Annotated in this window: 23 protein-coding genes, 1 tRNA gene and 1 pseudogene; 16 read left to right on the top strand and 9 right to left on the bottom strand. The window is 60.5% G+C overall.

From position 1 onward, the window contains the following. The first annotated feature begins 19 nt into the window (after positions 1 to 19). Positions 20 to 406 (top strand): hypothetical protein, encoded by a 387-nt coding sequence (locus MAIT1_RS13765; RefSeq protein ID WP_085443495.1) that lies wholly within the window; start codon positions 20 to 22, stop codon positions 404 to 406. A gap of 440 nt (positions 407 to 846) precedes the next feature. On the opposite strand, the gene MAIT1_RS13760 is transcribed toward MAIT1_RS13765, so the two are convergent. Then, positions 847 to 2469, bottom strand: a complete 1623-nt coding sequence (locus MAIT1_RS13760; RefSeq protein ID WP_085443494.1) for a tetratricopeptide repeat-containing sulfotransferase family protein — start codon at positions 2467 to 2469, stop codon at positions 847 to 849. A 120-nt stretch (positions 2470 to 2589) separates the two neighbouring features. Between MAIT1_RS13760 and MAIT1_RS13755 the strand changes: the two genes are divergently transcribed. The 3 genes from MAIT1_RS13755 (at position 2590) to MAIT1_RS13745 (ending at position 7616) form a co-directional block, all read left to right on the top strand. Then, positions 2590 to 4170: a tetratricopeptide repeat protein gene (locus tag MAIT1_RS13755; RefSeq protein WP_085443493.1), complete on the top strand. Its 1581-nt coding sequence runs from the start codon at positions 2590 to 2592 to the stop codon at positions 4168 to 4170. Positions 4171 to 4312: 142 nt separating this feature from the next. Beyond that, positions 4313 to 5650, top strand: a complete 1338-nt coding sequence (locus MAIT1_RS22060) for a tetratricopeptide repeat protein (RefSeq protein WP_198947894.1) — start codon at positions 4313 to 4315, stop codon at positions 5648 to 5650. Between the two features lie 145 nt (positions 5651 to 5795). Then, positions 5796 to 7616, top strand: a complete 1821-nt coding sequence (locus tag MAIT1_RS13745; RefSeq protein WP_158089499.1) for a tetratricopeptide repeat protein — start codon at positions 5796 to 5798, stop codon at positions 7614 to 7616. 3 nt (positions 7617 to 7619) lie between these two features. Here MAIT1_RS13745 and MAIT1_RS13740 read toward each other — a convergent pair whose 3' ends face one another. Both MAIT1_RS13740 and secA read right to left on the bottom strand, forming a co-directional pair. Further along, on the bottom strand, positions 7620 to 8909 hold the full coding sequence (locus MAIT1_RS13740; RefSeq protein WP_085443491.1) for a glycosyltransferase family protein: 1290 nt from the start codon (positions 8907 to 8909) through the stop codon (positions 7620 to 7622). A gap of 753 nt (positions 8910 to 9662) precedes the next feature. Beyond that, complete coding sequence (secA, locus tag MAIT1_RS13735) at positions 9663 to 12368, bottom strand: preprotein translocase subunit SecA (protein ID WP_085443490.1); 2706 nt, start codon at positions 12366 to 12368, stop codon at positions 9663 to 9665. A 306-nt stretch (positions 12369 to 12674) separates the two neighbouring features. On the opposite strand from secA, the gene MAIT1_RS13730 reads away from it, so the two are divergent. The 8 genes from MAIT1_RS13730 (at position 12675) to MAIT1_RS13695 (ending at position 18739) form a co-directional block, all read left to right on the top strand. After that, positions 12675 to 13943 (top strand): glutamate-5-semialdehyde dehydrogenase, encoded by a 1269-nt coding sequence (locus MAIT1_RS13730; RefSeq protein ID WP_085443489.1) that lies wholly within the window; start codon positions 12675 to 12677, stop codon positions 13941 to 13943. 283 nt (positions 13944 to 14226) lie between these two features. Beyond that, positions 14227 to 14892 (top strand): nicotinate-nucleotide adenylyltransferase, encoded by a 666-nt coding sequence (gene nadD / locus MAIT1_RS13725; protein ID WP_085443488.1) that lies wholly within the window; start codon positions 14227 to 14229, stop codon positions 14890 to 14892. Between the two features lie 219 nt (positions 14893 to 15111). Then, positions 15112 to 15522, top strand: coding sequence for a ribosome silencing factor (gene rsfS, locus MAIT1_RS13720; RefSeq protein ID WP_241893483.1), 411 nt, complete (start codon positions 15112 to 15114; stop codon positions 15520 to 15522). Then, positions 15519 to 15995, top strand: a complete 477-nt coding sequence (gene rlmH, locus MAIT1_RS13715; protein ID WP_085443487.1) for a 23S rRNA (pseudouridine(1915)-N(3))-methyltransferase RlmH — start codon at positions 15519 to 15521, stop codon at positions 15993 to 15995. The genes rsfS and rlmH overlap by 4 nt, the downstream gene beginning before the upstream one ends. Positions 15996 to 16297: 302 nt before the next feature. After that, on the top strand, positions 16298 to 16663 hold the full coding sequence (locus tag MAIT1_RS13710; RefSeq protein WP_085443486.1) for a hypothetical protein: 366 nt from the start codon (positions 16298 to 16300) through the stop codon (positions 16661 to 16663). A 516-nt stretch (positions 16664 to 17179) separates the two neighbouring features. After that, positions 17180 to 17623, top strand: a complete 444-nt coding sequence (locus MAIT1_RS21570) for a polymorphic toxin type 44 domain-containing protein (protein WP_158089498.1) — start codon at positions 17180 to 17182, stop codon at positions 17621 to 17623. A 60-nt stretch (positions 17624 to 17683) separates the two neighbouring features. Further along, complete coding sequence (locus tag MAIT1_RS13700) at positions 17684 to 18253, top strand: hypothetical protein (protein ID WP_085443485.1); 570 nt, start codon at positions 17684 to 17686, stop codon at positions 18251 to 18253. A 12-nt stretch (positions 18254 to 18265) separates the two neighbouring features. Next, positions 18266 to 18739, top strand: coding sequence for a hypothetical protein (locus tag MAIT1_RS13695; RefSeq protein ID WP_085443484.1), 474 nt, complete (start codon positions 18266 to 18268; stop codon positions 18737 to 18739). A 76-nt stretch (positions 18740 to 18815) separates the two neighbouring features. On the opposite strand, the gene MAIT1_RS13690 is transcribed toward MAIT1_RS13695, so the two are convergent. The 6 genes from MAIT1_RS13690 to MAIT1_RS13665 all read right to left on the bottom strand — a co-directional run bounded on the left by MAIT1_RS13690 (position 18816) and on the right by MAIT1_RS13665 (position 24350). Beyond that, positions 18816 to 20078, bottom strand: coding sequence for a tetratricopeptide repeat protein (locus MAIT1_RS13690; RefSeq protein ID WP_158089497.1), 1263 nt, complete (start codon positions 20076 to 20078; stop codon positions 18816 to 18818). Then, positions 20071 to 21219 carry a glutamate 5-kinase gene (gene proB / locus MAIT1_RS13685; protein WP_085445462.1) on the bottom strand — a complete coding sequence of 383 codons (1149 nt, stop codon included), beginning with the start codon at positions 21217 to 21219 and terminating at the stop codon, positions 20071 to 20073. The genes MAIT1_RS13690 and proB overlap by 8 nt, the downstream gene beginning before the upstream one ends. A gap of 256 nt (positions 21220 to 21475) precedes the next feature. After that, positions 21476 to 22642 (bottom strand): GTPase ObgE, encoded by a 1167-nt coding sequence (gene obgE / locus MAIT1_RS13680; protein WP_085443482.1) that lies wholly within the window; start codon positions 22640 to 22642, stop codon positions 21476 to 21478. A 268-nt stretch (positions 22643 to 22910) separates the two neighbouring features. Continuing rightward, entirely contained in the window at positions 22911 to 23171 is a 261-nt protein-coding gene (gene rpmA / locus MAIT1_RS13675; protein ID WP_085443481.1) for a 50S ribosomal protein L27, read from the bottom strand. A gap of 46 nt (positions 23172 to 23217) precedes the next feature. Further along, positions 23218 to 23520, bottom strand: coding sequence for a 50S ribosomal protein L21 (gene rplU, locus MAIT1_RS13670; protein WP_085443480.1), 303 nt, complete (start codon positions 23518 to 23520; stop codon positions 23218 to 23220). A gap of 215 nt (positions 23521 to 23735) precedes the next feature. Continuing rightward, positions 23736 to 24350 (bottom strand): Maf family protein, encoded by a 615-nt coding sequence (locus MAIT1_RS13665; protein ID WP_085445461.1) that lies wholly within the window; start codon positions 24348 to 24350, stop codon positions 23736 to 23738. Positions 24351 to 24573: 223 nt separating this feature from the next. On the opposite strand from MAIT1_RS13665, the gene MAIT1_RS13660 reads away from it, so the two are divergent. From MAIT1_RS13660 to MAIT1_RS13650, 4 genes and pseudogenes are all read left to right on the top strand, one after another. Then, entirely contained in the window at positions 24574 to 25566 is a 993-nt protein-coding gene (locus MAIT1_RS13660) for a polyprenyl synthetase family protein (protein WP_085443479.1), read from the top strand. Between the two features lie 77 nt (positions 25567 to 25643). Next, a tRNA-Pro gene (locus MAIT1_RS13655) sits at positions 25644 to 25720 on the top strand. Between the two features lie 197 nt (positions 25721 to 25917). Further along, positions 25918 to 26058: pseudogene (locus tag MAIT1_RS22590) on the top strand (DUF4258 domain-containing protein); the annotation flags it as partial. Between the two features lie 3 nt (positions 26059 to 26061). Continuing rightward, positions 26062 to 26313 (top strand): type II toxin-antitoxin system MqsA family antitoxin, encoded by a 252-nt coding sequence (locus MAIT1_RS13650; RefSeq protein ID WP_085443478.1) that lies wholly within the window; start codon positions 26062 to 26064, stop codon positions 26311 to 26313. The last annotated feature ends 12 nt before the right edge of the window (positions 26314 to 26325 follow it).

Here is a 26325-nt window from a genome sequence, read left to right as displayed (position 1 = left end):
AATAATAGGGAGAGACGGGATGCAAAAGTGGTTGGTTATGGCTGCGCTGGGCGTTTGTCTGCCCTTCGCCGCGCAGGCGGCGACGCCGCTGGACAAAGAGGCGGCGATCAAACTCTTCACAGACCACACGTTTGATGGGGTGTTTGTCCCCAAAGACAAGAGATTCCAGGCCTACGAAGCGCCGGATGGATCACATATCGTGCTGCGCCCCAATGGCAAGCGCGACAAGGGGCGCGTCTGGTCCATCAATGACCAGGGCCAACACTGCACCACCTCCCCCAAGAACGCGGATAAATTGCGCTGCTCCAGCGTGCTGGATATGGGCGGCGGCGTCTACCACAAGGTCAACGCCAAGGGCAAACACACCCACACCCTGACCAACTTCCGCCCCGGCAACCAACTGTAAAATGCACACGCGGCTTTGACGGCGCCGACGCCGTCAAAGCCGCGCCCCTGCCGACAACGGAATGCGCACGCAGCACAAACCAGACCGCGCCGCCCCCTCGCCCATCATGTCAGTCTCAATTGCAGTTCAACAGATTGCCTGAAATCACGCACTGCTGACCATCGCTGAAATAGACCATATCCCCCGATATCTGCGCCCAGGTTCCATCGGTATATAGTCAGTCAAATTCAAAATTGAACATTGGCGATTTTGAAAATGGAAGATATCGAGGGCTCCGCCCTCGAGCTCCCAACAACCAAACCTTGGGGCGCCGCCCCAAACCCCGCTGGGGGCGCCGCCCCCAGACCCCGCCGCCGACCAGTCGGCGGCCAAGAGTCAACGCCAGCCGGGCCTGCGTCACGCAAACATTGGCCGATCTGTGCCGTTTTGGTTTCGCGCCGTCAAACGTCCAGTAGACTATCGGACGCCCCCAGCGCCTCGGTAAATGGGCGCAGCGCCTCGTCCCCGTAACGCTTCCAACGCGCCACCGCGCCGCCGTAGATGGGTTGGCGCACCTGCGCCAGACTGGCGGTGCGCACCACCCGCTTACTGCGATGAAAATCCACACACGCCTGCTCAAACGGCAGGCCGCAGAAATCCAGCAATTGTCGAATCTCCGCCTCCGGCTGCGCCACCAACGTCTCATAACGCACGCGGTAAATCGCCTCCGGCGCCAAGGCCTTCCAATGCGCCATCAGGCGCTCATAGGCGGCGAAGTAGCGCCCCAGCTCCGCCAGATCATAGGCATAGGGCAACTCGCCGCTAAACCAGGTTTTGAAGATGGAGAGCGCCACATCGCGCGGGTCGCGCACGCAGTGGATGATGCGCGCGTTGGGCAGCATGCGCCGGATCAACCCGATGAACAGATAGTTGGCGGGCATCTTGTCGGTGATGCGGCGCGCCTGCTGGGGCGAAGCCACCTCCCGCAGACGCTGAAGGTACTCCTGCGCCATACGGGTCACGTCAGCGTTGGAAAGGGTTTGCATGCCGTCAGGGAAGCGCCAACCGCGCGCATCCCACCCCCCCAGCACGACGCGGCGCAGATCATTGCGCTCGCCGCCCCCCGCCACATGTGAGTGGCTGGCGAGAATCTGCTCCACCAGCGAGGTGCCCGAACGCGGCATGCCGAGAATAAAGATGGGCGTGGCGTCATCCACGCCGCTCTGCGGATCCCCATCCAGCGATGGCGTGGCCGCCATCAGCGCCGCGTGCTGCGCCACATCATCGGCCACATCATAGGTATAGCTGGCGCGCATGCGCGCGTTGGCGCGACTGAGCGCAGCGAACGCCGCGCCATAGTCGCCCTCCGCCTCCAGCAGCGCCGCCAAGCCGAAGCCCGCGCGCATGGCGGCGTCATCCACGCCCTCCGGGCGCGCCGCCAGGCGCTCCAGGGCGCTGCGATGCTCAGGCGCCACCGCGCTTCGATCCCACAACGCCAGCAGACGCAAGGCGTCGGCGTGTTCCGGGTTGAGTTTGAGCAGCTCCAGCAGCGCCGCCACCGCTTCGCTGCGTCGCCCAGCCTCCATCAGGCTCTGGGCCATATTGAAGCGCGCGTGGGGGTGCGCCGGATCCAACTTCAACGCTTTGGCGAAGTAACGCGCCGCATCGTCATTGCGCTCCATCTCGCGTAGACAACCACCCAGATTGTTCTGCGCATCGGCGTTGTGCGGCAGCTGCCTGGCGACGACCTCAAACGCCGTAAAGGCGGACGCGAACGCCCCCTGGGTGACTAGCAACATGCCGATCTCATGGGCCAGGGCGGCGTCACTGGGGCGCAGCGCCAACGACTCCTCCGCCACCACACGGGCCTCATCAGCGCGTCCGGTTTCGGCCAGCAGGCGCATCAGGGTTTGCCGCGCGGGCCAATGCTCCGCCTGCCGCTTCAGCGTCTCGCGCAGGGCGCGTTCGGCGGCGGCCAGATCCTGTACGGCCAACGCCGCCTGAACCTGACTCCAGGATTCCTGGGCGGCGGCGCGCAGATGCGCGGGGGCGGATTTGGATTTGGCGCGACGTTTGATCTTCACGGCGAACTCATCGGCTTGGCGTTGATTGCGCTCTCTTGAGAGTCAGCCTGAAAAACTCGCATAATTCCCCCTCTGACGCCACCCGGGTTGCCCACTGCGCGTCACCCATCAGGAGCCTTTATGCGTCGTCTTGCGCTGATTCTCACCCTCTTGCTGCTACTCAGCGCCCCCGCCCACGGGCAGAGCCCCAACGCCGACCAGTTGGTGGCGCTGGCCAAACAGCGCATGGCGCAGCGTCAGTTGATGTGGCCGCCGGGCAGAAGCGCCATAAGCGCGCTCAAACAGGCGTTGACGCTGGATCCCGACAACGCCGCAGCCAAACAGGCCATGGGCAAAATCGCGCAACGCTACTTGACGCTGGCCCACGCCGACTTGGCGAAGGGGCGGCGCACACAGGGGCACAAACGGCTGAAGCTTGCCCGCCGCATTATCGATCTGGGCTATGGCGATGCCGCCGCGTTGGCCAAACTGGAGGCGCGTCTACAGCGCAAACCCCAGCCGCGCGCCACAATCCGACCAGCGATCCCGCCCGCGCAACGCGCCGTCGCCACTGCGCCCAAATCGCATCAGGCGGCATCCACCATGCAGACACGGCAAGACGCGACGCCACCGGCTCCCCAGAAAACCGGCGCCGACGTCAAACAGAGGCGTCTGCTGGCGCAGGCCAACGCGTTAATCGCCCAACACAAGCTGATGTGGCCGCCAGGCAAGAGCGCCATGAGCCTGCTCAAACGGGCGTTGACCCGCGACCCCCACTCCAGCAGCGCGAAACAGGGCATGGCGGCCATCGCCGAGAAGTACATGACGCTGGCGCAAGCCGATCTGGCGGCGGGTCGCCTCACTCGGGCGCGCAAACGGCTCAATCGCGCCAGCAGAGTGGTGGACATGGGCTATGGCGACGCGGCGCGACTGGCGCAACTGCAAGCGCGCGCCAAATCTGGCGGCAAGCCGATAGCAGCGGCCCGTCCGCGCAAACCTGACACACCCCCGGCATCGCCCGCTCCAGCTCAACTGGTTGCGCAGCGGCATCCCACATCCGAGCCCACCACGACGCCAGCGCAAGCAGAATCCCCCTCTGCGCAATCCGGCCGCAGCGCCCATGCGCAGATCACCCCCATGTTTCGCGGCAAGCCGCCCACCATTCCTCGCCAGCAAGCGCCCGCAGTACAAGCGCCACCGCCTTCGGCTCCCATGCCCATTGCATCCGGCCCGCTGGACGCCACGTTGATTCCCAAGGCGGCGATCTTCACCGCCATGGAGCGCGGCGACTACGTCACCGCCGCCCAGGGGCTGCACTACTACGCCATCGCCGGGGTGGATGAGGCGCAATTCAACCTGGCGGTGATGTATGACACCGGCAAAGGAGTCGCGCAGGACTACAACGAGGCGCTCAAATGGTATCGCGGCGCCGCTTTGCAGGGGCATCCGCAGGCGCAAGCCAATCTGGCTGCGCTGTATGAGGCGGGATTGGGCGCGCCGCAGGACCCCTTCAAAGCGGCGACGTGGTTCCAACTGGCGGCGGATCAGGGCGTGCCCATGGCGCAGTATCGTCTGGCGCGCCTCTATGCCGAAGGGCGCGGCGTGGAGCATGACCCCGACGAAGCGCGACACTGGTATGCGCAAGCGGCGAAACGGGGGTTTGCCCCCGCACGCGCGGCGTTGGAGGAGATGGCGCCAGCTCCTGTCGGCGCCCAACAGTGATGCCGATCAATCCCGCCCGCGCGCGCTTGAGGGGTAATCCGGCAGGCATTGCCCCCGCATCGGCGTCACCCCTTGAGAGTGTGCGGCGATCCCTCGCATAATCTTCCCAACCGCCCCCAACGCCTGCTCGGAAAGTGACCCCATGCGCCTTGTGACGCTGATCGCGATTCTCGCCCTATGTCTGCCTGCGCCCGCGCATGCGCAGAGCAGCGAAGCGGATCAGCTGGTCGCCCAGGGCAAGCAGCTCCTCGCTCAACGCAAACTGATGTGGCCGCCAGGCAAGAGCGCCTACAGCATCCTCAAGCGCGCGCTGGAGTTGGAGCCCAATCATGTGGAGGCGCGGCGGGCCATGGCGGCCATCGCCCAACGCTACATGACGCTGGCGCGGGAGGATCTGGAGGCCGGACGGCGCAAGCAGGCGGCCTCGCGTCTCTACCGGGCGCGTAAGGTGGTGGACAAAGGCTATGGCGATGCGGCGCTGCTGGCGCAGTTGGAGGCGCGACTGCAGAAATCAACCCACACGCGCAAGAGGCGTCCGACGCCACAGCGCGTCGCCGCAAAACCGCCATCCGCCTCGAATTCCGCCAAATCAGAGCCCCCTGCCGTTCAGCCAGACCCGGCTTCCGCCCAAACAGCCGACGCCGACACTCCGGCTCCGACCAGAGCGCCACGCGCCATCGCTTCGTCTGCATCGACATCAGGCAAGGCGACGCCTCCAGGCGACAAACCAGCCCGGTCCAAGCCAAAACCCGCCATTGCGCAGCCTGTTGCAGCCCCCGCCCAGTCGCGGAGCGTCGCCGACGAGCCGGACTCCCCATCTTCAAAAAAACCGCCCGGTGCAGCCAAGATCGCCGCTGCGCCACAACAACTGGCCGAAACTCCGGACAAGCCGCCCGCCCCTGGCCCGATGCTCCATGCCGACATCGCCCCCAGGGCGCGCATGCGTCCGCAACAACCGGCGGTGGATGACCCCACGCCATCCACGCCAGCCGCATCCGCCGAGTTGGAACCCCTGCTTCTCTCCAAGGCGGAGATCTTCGCCGCGATCAATCGCGGCGATCTGCACACTGCGGCGCAGGGGTTCTACTACTACGCCATCGCCGGGGTGGCGGATGCGCAATATAATTTTGGCGTGATGTTCGATACCGGTAAAGGTCGGCCCCAGGACTACGCCCAGGCGTTCAAGTGGTATCGTCGCGCGGCCCTGCAAGGGCATGCGCGGGCGCAGACCAATCTGGGCACGCTGTATGACAGCGGCGCCGGGACGCACCAGGATTATATCAAAGCAGCCAAGTGGTATCGGCTGGCCGCCGAGCAGGGGTTGGCGGTGGCGCAATACAATCTGGGCGCGATGTATGAGAACGGCCAGGGCGTTGCGCGCGATCCCAAAAAGGCGCGCCATTGGTATGAGAAAGCCGCCGGACAGGGCCTGGGCCCGGCGCGCAAGGCGTTGGGCCTGGCTGACGTCGAGCCGGAATAACCCCGCCCCGCCGGGCTACTCTGTCGTCGCCCCCAGCGCCCGCGTGATGCCTCCGGTTGCGGCTTTTCGCTGTACAGCGTTGCAATCTCTCAACTATTCTCGTTACTGGTGAGTTTCCTACCCAGCACAGCAGGAGATGAAAGTTGTGGAGAGTCTGAAATCACTCCTGGCGGGATTACAGCCCTATGGCGGCCCAATTTTGATCTGGCTTCAGGACAACTGGATTGGCGCGCTGGCCGTCGCCATTCCCGTGGGGTTGTTCGTCAATTGGCTCTCGTCCAAGTGGTTCTCCTCGGACAAACCGACAAAGTTCACCCACAAATCCCACAGCGGCAACGTGCAACACACGGAAAACATGGCGCAGGGCGACCAATCCAATACCCATGTGACCGACCACAGCACTGCGCAAGGCGATATCACACACAATGGAGACCGCATTAATGGCGACAAGGTGGTTGTAAATAACACCTTTAGCGCAGAAACCATTGACGAAGTGAAGAAGGCAGGCTTGGCCGAAGCCGCAATCCACAACTTCTCCAAGCGTTTGGATATCCAGCAAGTCCCCCCCTATGAGTGGGACGCCATGCTGCGTGAGTTTGCCGAGCGCTATCTGAGATTGCAGGCGGAGTTGGATCAACTCAAAACCAACGATGCAGAAGTGGGGGCGCTCAAGGAGAAGGCGCAAGCATTCATGGCGGAAGGCCAATGGGTCGAAGCAGATGCCGCATTACAAGAGGCCAAAACCCTGGCTTGCGTGACTGCCCTGAAGCAAAAGCAACAAGCCGATGAGGGGCTGCGCACCGCCGCGCAACTGGCCAAGGCTCAAGCAAATGCACGTCTATCTCAATTGGATTATGCCGGAGCGCTCGACGCCTTGCAGGAGGCGGTGGAGTTGATGCCGCCAGGGCGGGATCGTGAATGGGAGCTTGAGCGCGCTGATCTACTGTTTGCCTTAGGCAGAGCAACAGGCGAGATGGGGAATTTTGCAGGTTCAGAAAATTACCACATCAAGTCAATGGAATTGCGGAACAAATATGACGCCTCTATCAATGAAAAGGTAAAATCCATACTTAGCTTGGCCTCAAGTGTTGAACATCAAGGACGCGTCACAGATAGCGAGAAACTGTACTTACAGGGTATAGAATTACTGAATATTTCAGAAAACGCCGACAAAAATCTCCTCTCAATAGCAACGGCTAACCTAGCAGGTTTATATAGCGACCAAGGGGACTTTGTTCAGGCTGAGAAGTTATTCATAAAGTCACTTGAAATAACTAAATCCTTACCTCATAAAAATCCATCTGATCTAGGCCGGATCATGAACAATATAGCACAAATGTATATTGTCCAAGAGCGTCTTCCTGAAGCAGAGTCTATTCTTCAGTCCATTGTAAATGAGTTTGAAGTTACCAAAAACCTTATGCATCCCACATTCGGGATAGTATTATCTAATCTTGCCAGCGTTCATAAGCTACAAGGGAATTTTAAAGCCGCGAGAGCCCTATATGAGCGTGATCTAGAAATTGTAGCTAATGCCTATGGAAGGGCTCACCCTGGTTACGCAAAAACATTAAACAATATGGGGTCACTTTGCTGGGAAGAGAAGGAGTTTCAGGAGGCTGAATCATTTTTTCAACAATCTATCGAAATATACGAAAATTTACTAGGACATGAACATCCAGACTTGGCCATGTCTTTACAAAATCTAGGTGGTGTGTATTTTTCACAAAAGAAAGAAAATCACGGGGAGGCATTAATTAAACGCGCCTCTGAGATCATGCTGGCCAAACTGCCCGAGAGCCCCAATACCGCCACTGTGTTAAAAAATCACGCCCAAGTCCTGGACGCCCTGAACCGCCCCCAAGAGGCCCAACAGCAGCGAGACTTGGCGGCGGAAGTGATGCGCCGCCACGAGGCGCGCAACGCTGAAAAGACTACACCCACCGTGGCGGAGGCGACAGAGTAACCCCTACCCCTCGCCGGTGCTCTCCGCGTCGGCCACCTCTTCTAGCAGAGCGGCCAGTTGGCGGGTGAGGCGGCGGCGTTCGTACTGGGCGGCCTTTTGCGGGTCCGGGGCGCTGGCTTGGCCGTCGCGCAGTTGCGCGATGAAGGCGGGCAGCGCGTCCACCATGGCGTCGGTGTGGTGCAGGGGGATGATCTCCCGCCCACCGCAATCGCGCAGCAGATTGGCCGCATCGCCGGTGGGATCGGCCAGAGCCAACACCGGACGCCCCAGACGCAGATATTCAAACAATTTGGCCGGAATCAGGTGGTGGAAGTTGGCCCCCTGGAACAGCATTAAACCGTCGGCCAGGGCCATCTCCCGCAGCGCCTCCTCGTAGGGAATTCCCGGCAGCACCTCCACCATATCCGCCACATGGTTGGCCACCGCCAGTTGGCGCAGGTAATCCTCCTCCTGGGAGCCGCGAAAACGCACGCGCAGGGTCTCCGGCCCCACCATGCCGTAGTGACGCAGCTTGCCCAGGGCCTCGAAGAAGCTCACCGGGTCGCGCTCCTCGTGGCCGGGATAGAGTCCGCCGCTGTGCAGCAGGGTCACCGGGCCGTCGATCTGCGCATTGGCCGGACGTTGGGGGAGCGTGGCGAAATCCGCCTCGTCATAGCCGTTGGCGATGACGGCGAAGTGCTCCGGCGGATTCACCGGGTAGCGGTTTTCATACAGCTTTTGAATGCCGGGGGTGGTGATCACGGCGCGACTGCACGAAGCCATGTGACGCGCCTCCAGCAACACGTGTTGGTCGTGGCGGGCGCGGTCGGCGGGGAAGGTGTTGGTCCACTGGGCGTCGCGGAAGTCGGCGATCCACGGCAGGCCGGTGAGGCCGCTCAGGGTGTGGGCGATCATGTGGCAACTGGCGATGGGGTATGTGGCCCAGATCACTTCGGGTTTGTGTTGTTTGATCAGTTGCAGGCCGCGGCGGATGGCGAAGGGGCGCCAGGTGGCCCAGCGGTCGGGGCTGGCGAGAAAGCCGGGGTAGCGTCCCAGAATCGACAGATGGCGTTTGGCGTCCCACGCCTGCGGGCGGGCCACGGGGGCGTCTTTGGGGATTTCGCCCAGTTGGGTGGTCCCGGTCTGTTCGTAGGCGCGGGGGTGGGCGGAAAGAATGATGGGATCCCAACCCCAATCGGGCAGGTAGCGACTGAATTTGAGGGCGCGTTGGGCGCCGCTGTAGCCTTGGGCGGGGGGTAGTGGAAGGCGATCATCAGCACGCGGCGGCGTGTGTCCATGACTGGCGACTCCCAAGCCCACTCTATCTGGATGCGGCGACCAAAGGTTGCGCGCGCACGGAGTAAAACTAATCGAGGTCCAGGAGGGCGTCCCTCCTGGCGGGTCCAGGGCGGCGCCCTGGCGGATCATTAAGGCGGAGCCTTAATATCTAACTTTTTTAAATTGCGCCCCCTTTTCAAAAGCAAAATCGCAGATTTTGCTGGGGCGCTTCCTGACTCAATTTGCTCTGGCAAATTGAGAGAGGGGTCTGGGGAGAGATCTCCCTAGCATGCCGCCGAAGGCGGCGGTCTTGGGCTGGCGACCAACTCTCCCGGATGCGGCAATCTTGGGCTCGCTCCCTCACTCCACCAAAGACGATGGTCTTGGGCGCGCTCCGATCTTCGTTAGTTGCTACAAGGGCAGACTACCCTAACCCCAGCGCTTTCCCGCACACACTTTTTGGCTTTCCCGAGTCCACAGCCCTAGAGCATTCGCTCCTGTCGGCTACGCCGACATATCGCTCACCGCCGTTTCCCGTTTTCCCCCGTGCTGGCTCAACCCTTCCAGCTTCTCTTCCAAATCCTGACTGGCTCAACCTTTTCTCAAGGGGGAAACGGCTGAAAGCTTAAAGATATTGGGGCGCTGCCCCAAACCCCGCCAGGGCGCCGCCCTGGACCCGCTTAAGGGGCGCAGCCCCTTAAGAATCCCGCCTCCGGCCAGCCGGAGGCCAATAGTCAGCGCCAGCTCAAGCTGCGTCACGCAAACACTTTTACTCCGCGTAGATCAGGCCTACGCCAGCTTGCCGTGGCAATGCTTGTACTTCTTGCCCGACCCACACGGACACGGATCGTTGCGCCCAATCTTATCGCCCTCACGCCGATACGGCGTATGCGCCGCATCCTGCTCCGGCTGCGGCGCCGACTCCCCCGCATAAGACTCAGCGTCCGCATGGATCATGTTCATCTCTTGCTGCCGCTGCGCCGCCAACTCCGCCTCACGCGCCTCAACCTCATCCGGCTGCTGCACCTCCACCTTGGCCAGGAACTCAATGGCGTCCATCTTAATGCGGTCCAGCAAGCCCTCAAACAGCTCAAACGCCTCGCGCTTGTACTCGTTCAACGGATCCTTCTGCGCATAACCCCGCAAGTGAATCCCCTCTTTCAAGTGGTCCATGTTGAGCAGATGCTCCTTCCACAGACCATCAAGCAGTTGCAGCAGGATCGATTTTTCCAGATAACGCATCAACGGCGCCGTCAAACGCTCCTCACGCGCCGCGCAATAGGCGTTCAGAGCCTCCTTGGCGCGCTCATGGGCCACCGCGCTGGTGACGCCCTCTTCATGCTTCCAGCTCTCGGCGTCCACCACCACGCCAAATTGATGCTGCACCGCGTCGCTAAAGGCCTTGGCGTCCCACTCCTCCGGGTAGATCTCCTCGTTGAGATGCTGCTCAACCAGGTCCGCCAAAATCTCCTCGCGAATCTCCTGGATGTAGGCCTGAATGTCCTCCGCCTCCATCAGCTCCTTGCGCTGCTCGTAGATCACCTTGCGCTGCTCGTTCATCACATCGTCGAACTTGAGCAGGTTCTTGCGGATATCGAAGTTGCGCCCCTCCACCTTCTTCTGCGCCGACTCCACCGCCTTGTTGATCCACGGATGGATGATCGCCTCCCCCTCCTCCAGACCAAATTTCTGCAGCATGGCGTCCATGCGATCGGAGCCGAAGATGCGCATCAGATCGTCCTGCAGCGACAGGTAGAAGGTGGACGAACCCGGGTCGCCCTGACGCCCGGAACGGCCACGCAACTGGTTGTCGATGCGGCGGGATTCGTGGCGCTCAGAGCCGATGATGTGCAGACCGCCCGCCGCCAGCACCTCGGCCTTCTCGGCGGCGCACTCGGCGCGAATCTGCGCTTCCAGCTCGGCGCGCTTCTCTTCCGGCGTGTCGGGCTTGATCTCATTTTTGATGCGCATGTCGGGGTTACCGCCCAACTGGATGTCGGTGCCGCGACCGGCCATGTTGGTGGCGATGGTCACCGCGCCCTTGCGACCCGCCTGGGCCACGATCTCCGCTTCGCGCTCGTGCTGCTTGGCGTTGAGGATTTCGTGCTTGATCTTGCGCTGCTTGAGGAATTTGGAGACCACCTCGGACATCTCGATGGAGACCGTGCCCACCAGCACCGGCTGCCCCTTGGCGTTGCGCTCGACGATATCTTCCGCCACCGCATTGAGCTTCTCCTGCAGGGTGCGGAACACCACATCGTCGTTATCGATGCGCACCATGGGCCGGTTGGTGGGGCAGATCACCACATCCAGATTATAGGTGCTGGAAAACTCCGACGCTTCGGTGTCGGCGGTGCCGGTCATGCCCGACAGTTTGTTGTAGAGACGGAACAGATTCTGGAAGGTGATGGAGGCCAGGGTTTGCGATTCATTCTGAATCATCACCTGCTCTTTGGCCTCCAGCGCCTGGTGCAGGCCGTCGGAGTAGCGACGACCGGGCATCATGCGGCCGGTGAACTCGTCGATGATCACCACTTCGCCATCTTTGACGATGTAGTCCTTGTCATTTTCGAACAGCGCATGGGCGCGCAACGCCTGGTTGACGTGGTGCACCATCTCCATGTTGCCCAGGTCATACAGATCGCCGTTGGTCAGCAGACCCGCCTCTTTGAGCAGAACCTCAATGGCCTCGTTGCCCTCTTCGGTGAAGGTCACCGTGCGCGCCTTCTCATCCACCGTGTAGTGGGTCTCGCGCTCCAGTTTGGGGATCACCGCGTTGACCTGATAGTACTTGTCGGTGTTGTCCTCGGTGGGACCGGAGATGATCAACGGCGTGCGCGCTTCGTCAATGAGGATGGAGTCCACCTCGTCGACGATGGCGTAGTTCAGCGGGCGCTGCACCATCTCCTCTAAGGAGAACTTCATGTTGTCGCGCAGGTAGTCGAAACCAAATTCGTTATTGGTGCCGTAGGTGATGTCGCAGGCGTAGGCCTCTTTGCGCTGGGCGTCGTCCAGCCCATGCACGATCACCCCGGTGGTGAGCCCCATGAAGCCGTAGAGCTTGCCCATCCACTCGGCGTCGCGTTTGGCCAGGTAGTCGTTCACCGTCACCAGATGCGCGCCGCGTCCGGCCAGCGCGTTGAGGTAGAGCGGCAGCGTGGCCACCAGCGTCTTACCCTCACCGGTCTTCATCTCGGTGATCTTGCCCTGGTGCAGCACCATGCCGCCCACCAACTGCACATCGTAGTGGCGCATGCCCAAGGCCCGCACGCCGCCTTCGCGCACCGCGGCAAACGCCTCGGGCAGCAGCGCGTCCAGCTCCTCGCCATTGTCCAGACGTTGGCGGAACTGGGCGGTGAGACCCTTCAGCTCTTCGTCGGAGAGCTTCTGCATCTGCGGCTCAAGCGCGTTGATCTGATCCACCAGCGGATTGAGGGATTTCAGATAGCGGTCGTTGGCGGAGCCGAAAATCTTGCGGGCGATAGCCTGAAACATGTCGTATTCCTGAAATGAACGAGTCGGGGGCCTGGGGAAACCGGCAAAGCGGTTCGCGCGCGCGGCCCGCCATACGGATGCGATTGCGCTGGAAGCGAGATTTGTACCACATTCGGCCCAATCAACGCCATCCCTGCTCGGCTTGAAACGGTCTGCGGCGCCGTTTCTGTTGGCCTGCGGTGAAATTTCATGCAGGAGACTGGACGAATCAACCCATTCGCGGCATCCTTGCACCAATTGAATTTTTGCATCCGCCCGGTTGCAAAAATTCAATTCACAACCCTATCAGCAAGTTGAAGAGCACACATGAGTGAAGCGGCGCAATTAATCGAACAGATCGGCAAACGCGCTCGCGCGGCCTCGCGCAAAGTCGCCTGGCTCGACGGCGAAGTCAAAGACAACGCCCTGCGCGCCATGGCCGACGTATTGCTGGCCAAGCGGGTCCATCTGCAAAACGAGAACGCCAAGGATCTGGAAGCCGGGCGCGCCAATGGCCTGACGTCGGCCATGCTCGACCGCCTGACCCTGAGCGATAAAGTGATCGAAGGCATGGCCGAAGGCATTCGCCAGATCGCCGCCCTGCCCGACCCCATTGGCGAGATCACCGGCGTCAAGCGTCGCCCCAACGGCATCCGCGTCGGTCATATGCGCGTGCCCCTGGGCGTCATCGGCATCATCTATGAGTCGCGCCCCAACGTCACCGCCGACGCCGCCGCCCTGGCGGTCAAATCCGGCAACGCGGTGATCCTGCGCGGCGGCTCCGAGGCGATCCACTCCAATCGCGCCATCGCCGCCTGTCTGGCCGAAGGGCTGGCCATGGCCGGCGCCCCCGCCGACGCCGTGCAGGTGGTGGAGACCACCGATCGCGCCGCCGTCGGCGCCCTGCTGCGCGCCGACAAGTATGTGGACATCATCATTCCGCGCGGCGGCAAGAGCCTGATTCAGCGCGTGATGGAAGACGCCACCATTCCGGTGATCAAGCACCTGGACGGCGTCTGCCACGCCTATGTGGATGAGCACGCCGACCTGCACATGGCCGAAGAGATCATCTGCAACGGCAAAATGCAGCGCACCGGCGTGTGCAACGCCCTGGAGACCATCCTCATTCACCAGGACGTGGCCACCACCTTTCTGCCCGCCATGGCCAAGCGCCTGCACACTGGCGGCTGCGCCCTGCGCGTCTGTCCTCGCAGCGCCGAAGCCATCGGCGAAGCCGCGCCCACTCAGCCCGCCACCGAGGCCGACTGGGAGGCTGAATATCTGGACGCCATTCTCGCCGTGCGCGTGGTGGACTCCATGGACGACGCCATGGATCACATCGACCAATACGGCTCACGCCACACCGAGGTGATCATCACCAAGGACTATGCGGCTTCGCAGCGTTTTCTGCGTCAGGTGGACGCCGCCGCCGTCATGGTCAACGCCTCCTCGCGCTTTAACGACGGCTTCCAGTTCGGCCTGGGCGCCGAAATGGGCATCTCCACCGATAAGCTCCACGTGCGCGGCCCGGTGGGTTTGGAAGGGCTCACCTGCCAGAAATGGATCGTGTTGGGCGATGGGCAGGTGCGCAGTTGACCAATTAAATTATTTGGGGTGATGGAAGATATTGGGGCTTCGCCCCAAACCCCATGAGGGCTCCGCCCTCAACCCACCAGGGCTTCGCCCTGGACCCACGAGGGCGCTGCCCTCGACCCGGCAGGGCGCCGCCCTGCACCCGCTGGGGGCAGCGGCCCCCAGACCCCGGAAAATCGCGCCAATAAATGTCGCGATTTTCCACCTTTTATTATCGTGCTTTCACGCAGTATCGCGTTTATTTGCGAATTTGGGAGACACACTTTATGCGAGTTATCACGCGCCCATGATTCAGGCGCAACGCATCGGTTTAATGGGCGGTAGTTTCGACCCGCCCCACCACGGCCATCTGCGCGCCGCCCTGGAAGCGGTGGAGGCGCTGCGGCTGGACCGTCTCCTCTTCATCCCCACCGGCGCGCATCCGTTCAAGGGCGAATCCCAGCGCATGCCCCCGCAACACCGTCTGGCCATGACCCGACTGGCCATCGCTGATGAACCCCGATTCGACGTATCGGATATCGAAATCCAACGCGCAGGAACCGCCTACACCATCGACACCCTGCGCGATCTGTCGCAGCAATTCCCAGCCGATGAGTTGATCCTACTGCTGGGCGCGGATCTTCTTGGCGAGTTGCACCTGTGGAAGGATTGGCGCGAGCTATTGGAGTATGCACACCTTTGTGTGATGAACCGTCCCGGTTATGATGCGCGCCCGGCGTGTTCGCTGGCTTCGGGAGTTCTGCTCAAGCATCAAGCGCCGCCGGATGGCGAACCGATTCCCGATTATGATGATCAATACTTCTATGGGGCGCTGACCATTCGCGACCTGGAGATCAGCAGCACGGATTTACGCCAACGCTTGCGCCAGGGGCGCAGTATCCGTTATTTCACCCCGGAGCCGGTGATCGCGTACATCCAGGAGCATGGCCTGTATGGTCAGGCGACCCAGTAAAAATGTTTGCCTGACCAAGCCCGAGCTCGCGCTGACTCAGGAGACAAATTTCCAAAGGAAATTCGTCGGGATTCTTAAGGGTCGGTGACCCTTAAGCGGTGTGTGGGGCGGGCCCCACGACTTTCCGGGAGCTTGAGGGCAAAGCCCTCGATATCTTTCATCTCCCAAAATTTTTCACAGAGAAGAATGACACTGATGCAATCAGGAGCGAAAAAACGCATGAGCGACGAAACGCTGTTCCCCATGATGCCCAGCGAAGAGCTTGTGGAGCTGATCCGCGAAACCCTGGATGACAAGAAGGGTGAAGACATTGTGGTGATGGACCTGCGCGAGCGTTCGGTCTTCACGGACTATTTTGTGATCTGCACAGGCCGCTCCACCACCCACGTGGCGTCGCTGGCCGATGCGGTGGACCAACTGGCCTCCAAGCCAGGCGTTGAGGTGATCGGCGTGGAAGGGTTGCCGGAAGCGCAGTGGGTGCTGCTGGACTTCGGCGACGTGCTGGCGCACATCTTCCTGGCCGAACAGCGGGAGTACTATGCGCTGGAGAAGCTGTGGGATGACGCCCACGACGCCCCCGATGAAGAGATTCTGGAGCGGGTGATGAAGCGCGAATCCGCCACCTCGTGAGGTTTCGCATCGTCGCTGTGGGCAAGGGGATGCCGCGTCCCATCACCCAACTATGCGACGACTACGCCAAGCGGCTCAAGCGCCACGGCGGGCTGGAGGTGATCGAGATCCCCGAGGCCCGCGCCGACCGTGAGCGCGAAGCGGGCCGCCGTCAGGCCATGGCCGACGAGGCGCAACGGCTATTGGCCAAAGTCCCCGATGGCGCCTTGGTGGTGACGCTGGATCGCGGCGGCAAGTTAATCGACTCCGAGGCGTTCGCCGCGCAGTTGGGGCGCTGGCGTGACGACGGCGAACGCAGCATCTGCTTTCTGCTGGGCGGCCCCGACGGCTTGGACGACTCGGTGCTGACCCAGGCGCGCTTCTCCCTCTCCTTTGGTCCCATGACCTTCCCCCACCCCCTGGCCCGCGCCATGCTCTGCGAGCAGGTCTACCGCGCGGTGACCATCCTGGAACGCATCCCGTATCACAGATAAAATCGTATTGATTCTATTGCGTGCGCATTTCTGGTATCCTCTTGCTGCGGCGGTATCTCCCATTCGCAGCAGTCGACGTTCATACGCACGCTGAAACGCCTTTATACGCGCCGCATGGTCTTCAACTTTCTTATGATTCCTGAAAGGAACACCCCATGCGACCTTTTGCACAACCCAACTGGACACAAGACCCACAACCGTGATACCCGCAGTCTTATGCGATTGATCCCCATCTGGCTGCACAGTACGATAACAAGTACCCGGAAGGATTTGAACAACAATACGGATTGGACAGCAACACCATGGGTTCACTGCGGCAACAGTACGAGCAGCAGCGCATTGATCACTACATGAACGAAGAGAACGGCGCCTACCGCACGCCCAAGGCGGCGCACATGGCCGCCATCTGGGATTGGAATCACGATGGCGGACGCCGCGATACGGCGTTGCAGTACGTCGCCCAGCAGCAAGCGGCCCCGCAACCAGCATTGGGCATGGCGCCCATGGCCGCGCCGCCACAATATGGGCAGGCTGCAGTGGGGTTTGCCCGGCAACAGCCTCCGACTATTGCGCCCATGGGCGCTACTCAACCGCAACGACCCTCCGTTGCGCCCATGCGCATGCCTCAACAGACTGCGCAACCCTCGGCGTTTGGCGCTCCCCAGTAACAGCAGCAAAGAGGGCTGGCGCAACAACCCTTTTCTGGATCACAAGCGCCTTCGACCTCACCCATGCACCTTTCGCGACCTAATGTGCAAATTGAGACAATAGGCGATATTCCTCAACAAGCGCCTCCACCTGCTCCCCAATATAAACGATCGGGCGACAGCATCTGGTTGGAAAGAAATCAAGCAAGTTTAAACGATCCTACTTTGCCTGGTGATGACTTGTTTTATCGTACAGGAAATGACATGGGCGTAAAGAGCAACGCACCATCTCAGAACAGAGCGGTTCCCTCTCCTCTCTACAATCGCGAGGGAGAGTTTCAGGAGCGCGCGGAGAAAGCGCTCAAGTAAAACCCTAAAGCTCTGCCTAACATTTACCCTACAGATGGTGGGTACATTCCACTCCCCAATGCTGAAGCAGGTACTGGCTACTACACCCATGCACCGGACCCCAACAACGTTCAAGTTCCTATCTCACCAGTGTATAAATGGGACGATCCAAAATACGGCAAAGTGTCGTTGGATGAAAACGTCCAAGCTGCAAGAGAAGCCACCCAAGGACAGTATTGGTTAGCTGGATCGAAGTGGTTCTATGACCATGTGAAGAATGCAAAAGATGCAAGAGGCATACTCGAGAAACATAAGCAGGATGTAAAGGACAACAACCCCAATAAAGCCAAGAATAAAGCTGTTGACTGGGCTCTTGAAACCATGGACTACAAGCAGTACAACACCAAGAAATACGAGAACTTCGGTAACTTCAACTATGGCCCCACTGCCGCTGCGCTGGGTATTCCTGAAGAGATCGCCCTTAGAGGAGCAGGGTTTGCCCAAACGCTAGGAGGGAACCATGAGTGGAAGAACGATATTTACACCGGCAACGCTCCTTATGGTGATGACCCAAAAGATCAATGGTGGATTCAACAGGGCATAAACTACTATAAGAAGCACTATGCACGATAGTCCCTGATTGATGGGAGGGCGCATATTGCGCCCTCCCATATTTATAAGTTTGGATGACACATGAAAAAGTCAAAAAAATCTAATGGCGGAATATTCATCAACCCGATATTCGAAGTCGCCTTCTACATTGCAAGCATAGGCGCTCTTTGGATGATATATCTCACAATGATCCTTTACATAACATTTGGGCCGGAAATGTCAGATGATTACGAACCAGACTATGACTATATAAAAGAACACCCTCCCAAACCACCAAAGACAGAAATCCTATTCAGACTCTCCTCTCCTGACGGTCAATGGGATGCTGTTCTCATGACAAGAGACAAGAATTACCTTGATCCATACAACTACTACCTATTCATTTTTCCAAAAGGAAAGCTATCTTCTATTAAAAAAAGTCAACTGTTCGATAAAGCTCTTAATAAGGAACTCTCCTTATTCTTCCAGCATGCATGGAATTGTCAGGGAAGCTGGAAGGATTCGGATTGGTTCGCGCTGGAGTGTGATGTCGGCCAATTGATGACCAGCAACAAAGTTGATGGGGTAGATGTCAGTTGGTACGCCAAAGCGCGTCCAGGTCCAGGAGCAGGGAGATTTCGACCTTTCGACCGAGGCTTCCTGCCTTTTTAAGGATTTTTGAAAATGACGAAACAAAAATGCCCAGGCATGACGAGAACGATGTTTTTCGTACTGTGGTTTCTCCTGCTGTGCGTAGTGGCGCGTATGATCATTGCTGTTCAATTCGCTATATACGAAAGTGGACTCTGGGTGCGCGAACTTGACCGCACGCCATCGGCCAATAAAATATGGGATGCCGTTCTTATCGAGGACCGTGGATTCCCATTAAGGAGCGAGCTGTTTCTGTTTATTCCACCCAATGGAGAGGAGATTCCTCTGATCTATAATGATCAAACCCCCTTTGAGGTTGCCCGCTTGATCGCGCCGTCAAATCAGAAATGCCACGGCCAATGGTTGAGCAACAAACGCTACGAACTGACGTGTGAAAAGGGCTACCTCTGGAAGCGATTCGACCACCCGGAGGTGCGTGTGGATTTAAAAATTGCCCACCCCATCTCCTATGATGATCCCTCAATTCAGTCGCAGCGGATGCGCTAGCCTTCTTCAGAGCTCAGTACTCCGGCCTATCTTCGCCACAGAGTGATTCGCGCAGCCCCCTCCCCACAGCGTGGCGCTACCGCGCAGAGTTGCGCGCCGCCGCCTGCAGCGTCTCAATGCGCGTCAGCCAAGTGGAGGCGTGGGCCTTGTCATCAACCTTGCGCAGCAGCTGCACGTAGTAGTTCAAACGATCAATGGTGCGCGGGTTTTTGGCGTCTCGGGTGAAGGCCAGATTGGCCCCGATGCGCATCGCCTTGATCGCGCCATCCAGATCGCCCATCTGCTCCTTGGCGCGCGCCAACCCGGTCCAACTCACCGCCAGTTGCGGGTTGTCGGCGCCCAGCAGATCGTTCTGAATCAGCAACGCTTGCTGATAATAGCCTGCAGCGGCGCGCCAGCGACTCAGCGCCAACTCCACCCGGCCCAGATTCACCAGCGTCACCACCCGATCCATATGGCTGGGCGGCAGATGCTTATCCGCAATGCTTAGATCGCGCTTGAGCAGCGGCTCCGCCTCGGCGAACTTGCCGCGCAAAATCTCCACATTGGCCAGATTGTTCAAGGTGACGGAAAGCTCAACGGCCTCGACGCCTAAATTCTGCTCCTTCACCCGCAAGGCGCGATTGTAGACCAACTCCGCCTCATCCAACTCGCCCGCCCGATGCAGCGTCAGCGCCCAACGGTCCAGCACATCGCCCAGCGCCGCCGCATGGCGTTTCTCATCCTGACCATAGATGGCCGCCGCCTCTTTCAGCCACCGCACCTGCTCGGCAGGCTGCTTGGTATGGTAGGCCACCCACGCCAACTGCGCGCGCATAAAAGCCGCCATCTCCTCGCCCGGCGCGCCCATCTTATCGGCCAGAGTCACCCCTTTGAGCAGCAAGGTCTGCGCAGCAGCATACTGTTTATGCTGGGCCAGGGTGCGACCTACATGCGCCAGGAAGGTCAGCAACCGGTTTGGCCCCACGCGCGCCGCCTGCTCCTGTTCCAGTTGAATCGCCAATTTGTAATAGGGCAACGCCTCACGCACCCGTTGCAATGCGATCAGATCATCGGCATAGGTCAGCAAGCGCAGCGCTTTGCTCTCCTGTGCATTGGGCGCAGGCAGAGTCAGACGCGGGAGATCCAATGGGTCGCCGGTCTCAGCCCTCTTTTCTGACTCAACAGAGGCGCCATCAGGCGTCGTTTTGTCGGCATCGTCCTCTGTTTTGGCATCCGCTTTAGCCGCCGCTGCAGAGTCGTTCCCCGTTTTGGGTTGAGCGCCACTGCTTGTCACACAGCCGCTTAACAACGCAATCAACGCCAGCGCCATCCACGCCGCTCGGAGCCGCTCACTCATGCCCATCCCCCCCACTGCGCAGTTGCACCATGTCGTCGCGATGCAGCACCTCTTCATCGCCTATGAAGCCGAGAATCGATTCAAACTCACTGGTATGATGGCCCGCGATCAAGCGCAGATGCTCGGCAGCGTAGTTGACCATCCCTTTGGCCAAGCGCCGTCCCTCCGGGTCGCAGCAAAACACCGCCGCGCCGCGATCAAACGCCCCATCCACCGCTGTGACGCCTTTGGCCAGCAAACTCTTGCCCGAAAGCAGCGCCCGCGCCGCGCCTGCGTCCAGATGCAGCGTCCCTTCACTCTTCAAACCATGGGCGATCCAACGTTTACGGCTGCTGATGGGATCCCCCGGGGCCAAAAACAACGTACCCACCGGACCATTATGGATCACCGCATCAATGGGCAGCGGGCGAAAGCCGTTGGTGAGCACGGTCTGGCACCCCACCCGCGCCGCCATCTTCGCCGCACGGAGTTTAGTCTCCATGCCGCCGGAACCCACCAGCGAACCGCCGCCATCGGCCAACTTCTCAATCTCCGGCGTCACCCGCTCAACGACGGGAATAGGCCGCGCATCCGGGTTCTGACGCGGATTGGCGTCGTACAGCGCATCCACATCGGAGAGCAGAATCAGCAGATCAGCCTCAATCAATCCCGCCACCAGCGCGCCCAGGGTATCGTTATCGCCAAAACGGATTTCGGCGGTGACCACACTGTCGTTTTCATTCACCACCGGGACCAACCCCAGCTCCAGCAGGGTCTCCAGGGTATCGCGGGCATTGAGATAGCGCCGCCGATGGGCCACGTCATCACGGGTAAGGAGAATCTGCGCCACGTGGCGACCATGGGCGGCGAACGCCTCCTCATAGACGCGCATCAACACGCCCTGCCCCGCCGCCGCCGCCGCCTGCTTCTCACGCAGGTTGGCCGGACGACGCCCCAGGCCCAACCGCTTGGTCCCCGCCGCCACCGAACCGGAGGTAACCACAACGATCTGGCGTCCTTCGTCCATCAGGCGCGCCAGCGTGGCGCAGCGCTCGGCGATCCAGTCGCGGCGCAGATCCTCGCCCGCCGCCAGCAGGTTGGAGCCGATCTTGACCACGATGCGCTTGGACTCGCGCACGCGTCGCCAGCCCGCCTCGGCCATCTGCTCCATAGTAGTGTCGGATTCAGACATTGGGTCGCTCAAAGCACAAAGTGGCCATATTGACAAACCGTAAAGTTGGAAAATCTGGACATTCATGGCCGGATTTTCCGGGGTCTGGGGTCCGCGACCCCAGCGGGGTGTGGGGCGGCGCCCCACGGTTTGGCTCTTGATCTTGGGAGCTCGAGGGCAAAGCCCTCGATATCTTCTATCTTCTAATAATGGCGTGATGTCTCATAGTCCAATCCAGAGTCACGACTCACTCACGCACCCAGATGCACTCGACGCCATCCTCATCTGCGTCATCCTCGTCGTCATCCCAGGCGTCCTCAGCCACCGCCTCCGCCACCGCGCCGCGACCGGCCTTGGTGGGCGCATCCATCAGGGCGTCATGAGCCGATTCGCCCATGGCGTTGCGCCACGCCTCCACCCGTTCGGCCAGGGTCATGCGCAGGTGATCCAGCCCTTCGCCACTGGTGGAAGAGATGAGGAAAATCGGCGGCAGATCATCGCCTAAACGGTCGCGGAACCACCCCAGCACCACCTCGCGATCCTCGGGTTCGAGCAGGTCAATCTTGCTCAACGCCAACAGACGGGGCTTGCTGGCCAGAGTGGGCGCATACTTGGTCAGCTCCGCCTCGATGGTCTGATAGCGCGCCACCGGGTCGAAATCCTCCAGCCCATCGATCTCCACCAGATGCAGCAGCACCGCGCAGCGTTCGATATGCTTTAAGAAACGGTGACCCAGCCCGGCTCCGTCGCCGGCGCCCTCAATCAGGCCCGGCACGTCGGCCATGACAAAGCTGCGGTCGATGTCCGCGCGCACCACCCCCAGGTTGGGCGTGGTGGTGGTGAAGGGGTAGTCGGCGATCTTGGGCCGCGCCGCTGAGAGTTTGGAGATGAGGGTGGATTTGCCCGCATTGGGCATGCCCACCAAACCGACGTCGGCCAGCAGCTTCAGCTCCAGACGCAGCCACAGCTCCTCGCCTTCGCGGCCTGGATCAGAGCGGCGTGGGGCGCGATTGGTGGAGGTCTTGAAGTGCAGGTTGCCGCGTCCGCCCTGACCGCCGCGCGCCACCACAATGCGCTCGCCGGGTTCGGTAAGGTCGGCCAGAATTTCGCCATCGGCGTCGTCGCGGATGATGGTCCCCACCGGCGCGCGGATGATCAGATCATCGGCGCTGCGACCGGTGCGCTGCTTGCCCATGCCGTTGCCGCCGCGTTTGGCGCGAAAGTGCTGGGTGTAGCGGAAGTCGATGAGGGTGTTCAGGTGGGCGTCGGCTTCGAAGATGACGTCGCCGCCGCGTCCGCCGTCGCCGCCGTCGGGGCCGCCCAGGGGGATATACTTCTCCCGACGAAACGACACACAGCCGGAACCGCCGTCCCCGGAGCGCACATAGATTTTACATTCGTCGAGAAATTTCATAACAGCACGTTATCCACACTGGGAAAAGTCGGACATTTATGGCCGACTTTTCCGGGGTCTGGGGTCCGCGACCCCAGCGGGGTGTGGGGCGGCGCCCCACGGTTTGGTCTTTGGGAGCTCGAGGGCAAAGCCCTCGATATCTTCGCTGCTCCCCAATTTCTTTCCCAAGACAGCAGCCAAACGCAAAACGGGGAAACGACGCCAGGCCGTTTCCCCGTTTATCTTGCTTCTCGGGCCGTCTGGGGCCCGGGCGCAGCGTCAGCCTGAGTTAGGCTTCCGCAGCCGCCGCCACAGTCACATACTGACGGTTGCGACGCTTGGTGAAGACGACTTTGCCGTCCACCAGCGCGAACAGGGTGTGGTCGCGGCCCATGCCCACGCCGTCGCCGGCCCACATTTTGGTGCCGCGCTGACGCACGAGGATGTTGCCGGCGATCACATTTTCGCCGCCATATTTTTTGACGCCCAAACGGCGACCCGCGGAATCGCGACCGTTACGCGAGCTACCGCCCGCCTTCTTATGTGCCATGACGTTATCTCCTGTGCTAAACGAGCCGAAGGATCAGGTCGGGTGCTTAGGCAATCCCGGTGATCTTCACTTCGGTGAGGTTCTGACGGTGGCCTTGGGTGCGCTTGTAGTCCTTGCGGCGTTTCTTTTTGAACACCAGAACCTTCTTGCCGCGACCCTGACGCACGATGGAGCCGGTGACTTTGGCGCCCTTGGCCGCCTCACCCATCTTCACTTCATCGCCGCCCACCATCAGCACGTCGTCAAAGGAGACCTCATCACCCGCTTCGCCAGCCAGGGATTCCACCTTCAACACGTCGCCTTCGGCCACTTTATACTGTTTGCCGCCGGTCCGGATCACCGCATACATTGCGCAACCTCCAAAAATCGAACGCGCGCCACCAGCGGCGGGTTCGAATTGATCATTCCAATATTACGTTCAGTCAGCCCACCGACTGCGGCGGCGTTCAGCACGCAACACACGACCGGTTGGCCCCTCATGGGAACGGGTCATTCTAATCATTGCGAACGTTCTGTCAAGCGCTATTTTCCCCGGCGTCACAGGCGCTCAAAATTCGGCCTGACTCATGGCATGAGTTCACTCAACATTTCCAGGGTTTCCGCCACCGGCAATCCCACAACGCCAGTATAGGACCCTTCTATCCGCGTGACCAGATAGCCGCCCAGCCCCTGGATCCCATATGCGCCCGCCTTGTCCATGGGCTCGCCGCTGTCGATATACGCGGACAGCTGCGCTGGAGTCGCCGCGCGCATCCACACATCGGTGGTCACCACCGCGCTGCGTTCGGCGCCGTCGGCCACCCGCACCCAGGCAACGGCGGTCATCACCTGATGCTGTCGGCCAGCCAAAGCGGTCAGCATGACCAGCGCCGCATCGGCGTCAGCGGGCTTGCCCAAAATCTCCCCCGCCAGCACGACTGAAGTGTCCGAGCCCAGGCAGTAGTCGGCATCTCCCGCTTGAGCGCCCAGACGCGCTTTTTCCAGCGCCAGACGCAGGACGTACGCGGGAGCCGTCTCCCCCGGCAACGGCGTCTCGTCGCAGTCGACGCCGCCCGCCACCGGATCCAAACCCATCTGCCGCATCAACTCCAGGCGGCGTGGCGAGGCCGAGGCCAAACGAATCCGCAGCGGCGCATCATCTGCAGCGCAAATCCATGGCGACAGGCGTTTTTTTGTCATCAATCCGGCTCCAATATCCGACAAGAGCAACAGGCGGCGCTCCCCTCTTTTGGCGCCCAGCGTGCCGGAAAACGCCACGAATGCGCAAGATCCACTTGACGCCACCCATAAGGGATTCTTAATATTCGTTGGTTCTGGAGTGGACACAGCACGCACATCACAAATCCACGAGCGCGCGGTGATAGCCATCGCGACGCCATGCAACTCTATTTCCGAAGGTCCAATGGCCGACACCACACCCGAAGCGCTCGCTCGCCTGCGCGAGCTGGTCAGCGATGATCTCGAGCGCACCAACCGCATTATCATTGAGCAGTTGGATTCTCACGTGGAGATGATCCCCACGCTGGGCCAACACCTGCTCAATAGCGGCGGCAAACGGTTGCGGCCCATCTTGACCCTGATCGCGGCCAAACTGTTTGGCTACCAGGGCAATGACCACGCGCTGCTGGCGGCGGTGGTGGAGTTTATTCACACCGCCACCCTGCTGCATGACGACGTAGTGGATAAATCGAATACCCGTCGCGGACGCGCCACCGCCAATTCGGTGTGGGGCAACAAAGCGCCGGTGCTGGTGGGCGATTTCCTCTTCTCCCGTTCGTTCCAGATTCTGGTGGAGCATGGCGATCTGCGCGTATTGCGCATCATGGCCGACTGCTGCGCCATCATCTCCGAAGGCGAAGTGATGCAGTTGGTGGCGAGCAACGACTTGGCCACCAATGAGGCGCGCTACCTGGACGTGGTCAAGCACAAGACCGCCTCCCTGTTCGCCTCCGCCTCGCAACTGGGCGCGGTGGCGGCGGGTCGTTCTGATGAAGAGGCCGCGAAACTGTCCGAGTTTGGCCTGAAGCTGGGCATCGCTTATCAGGTGGTGGACGACGCGCTGGATTACGCCTCTCAGTCCGATGAACTGGGCAAGAACGTAGGCGACGATTTCCAGGAGGGCAAGATGACCCTGCCGGTGATTCACGCCTACGCCCATGCCGAGGGCGAAGAGAAAGAGTTCTGGCAAAAGTGTCTGGAAGAGGACGAGCAGCCCGAGGGCAGCTTTGAGCGCGCCATCGCGTTAATCCGCGAGCGGGGCTCGTTGGAGTACGCCATGGGCAAGGCGCGACAGTTCGCCGCCGAGGCCAAAGCGGCCCTGGAGGGGCTGCCGGATACGCCGGAAAAGCAGGCGTTGGCCAACCTGGCTGATTTTTCTGTTGACCGCAGCTACTAAGCGGCATATTTTAGCCGACTCGCAGATCATCTCGCGAGCCAGTCATACACAAGCGCCAGCAGGCGTAAATGGTCGATCGGGGTGTAGCTCAGCCTGGTAGAGCACTGTCTTCGGGAGGCAGGGGCCGATGGTTCGAATCCATTCACCCCGACCATTGAAAAAGCGCTTGGAGTTCTCTCCAGGCGCTTTTTTTTGTTTCTCTTTTCACTGCCCCCACCGTTGTGATATCTGACGCTGCCGACGCATTCAGGGATGAGCGCCACGCCCGCAGACGCCATGCGCACACGTTGTACATAAATGGCGACATCTGAGTCGAATTCTGGAATTCTATAGAACACGGCTCGGGGGCCGAGTTGTCTGGTGGTGGGATTCACCAACGCGGGCAAGCCGATTCACGTTGTCTGCGGGCGACTGCGCGAACAGATGGTGATCATCACGGTCTATATTCCCGGACCGCCCAAGTTCAAGACCCCCTTTGTCAGAGGGAGATAAACCATGTCCGACCCCTGCCCCTTCTGCGGGCATCAGCAGATGGACTCCAAACAGGTGGAGTACATCCACCGCTCCGGCGAGCAGCTTATGGTGGTGACCGAGGTTCCGTGCCTGGAGTGCGAGTTCTGCGGCGAGCGCTATTTTGAAGCCAAGGTGCTCAAGCGCATCGAAGCGGATTTCGAGGCGATCCAATCCGGCGCCCGCAAACCGGTAAAGACCATTCAGGCCCCTGTGGAGGCTTATTCGAGCCTTTGAAGCTTGGTCAGG

It is taken from the genome of Magnetofaba australis IT-1, assembly GCF_002109495.1.
Lineage (GTDB): Bacteria > Pseudomonadota > Magnetococcia > Magnetococcales > Magnetococcaceae > Magnetofaba > Magnetofaba australis.
This window is presented reverse-complemented; position numbering and strand designations above follow the sequence as displayed.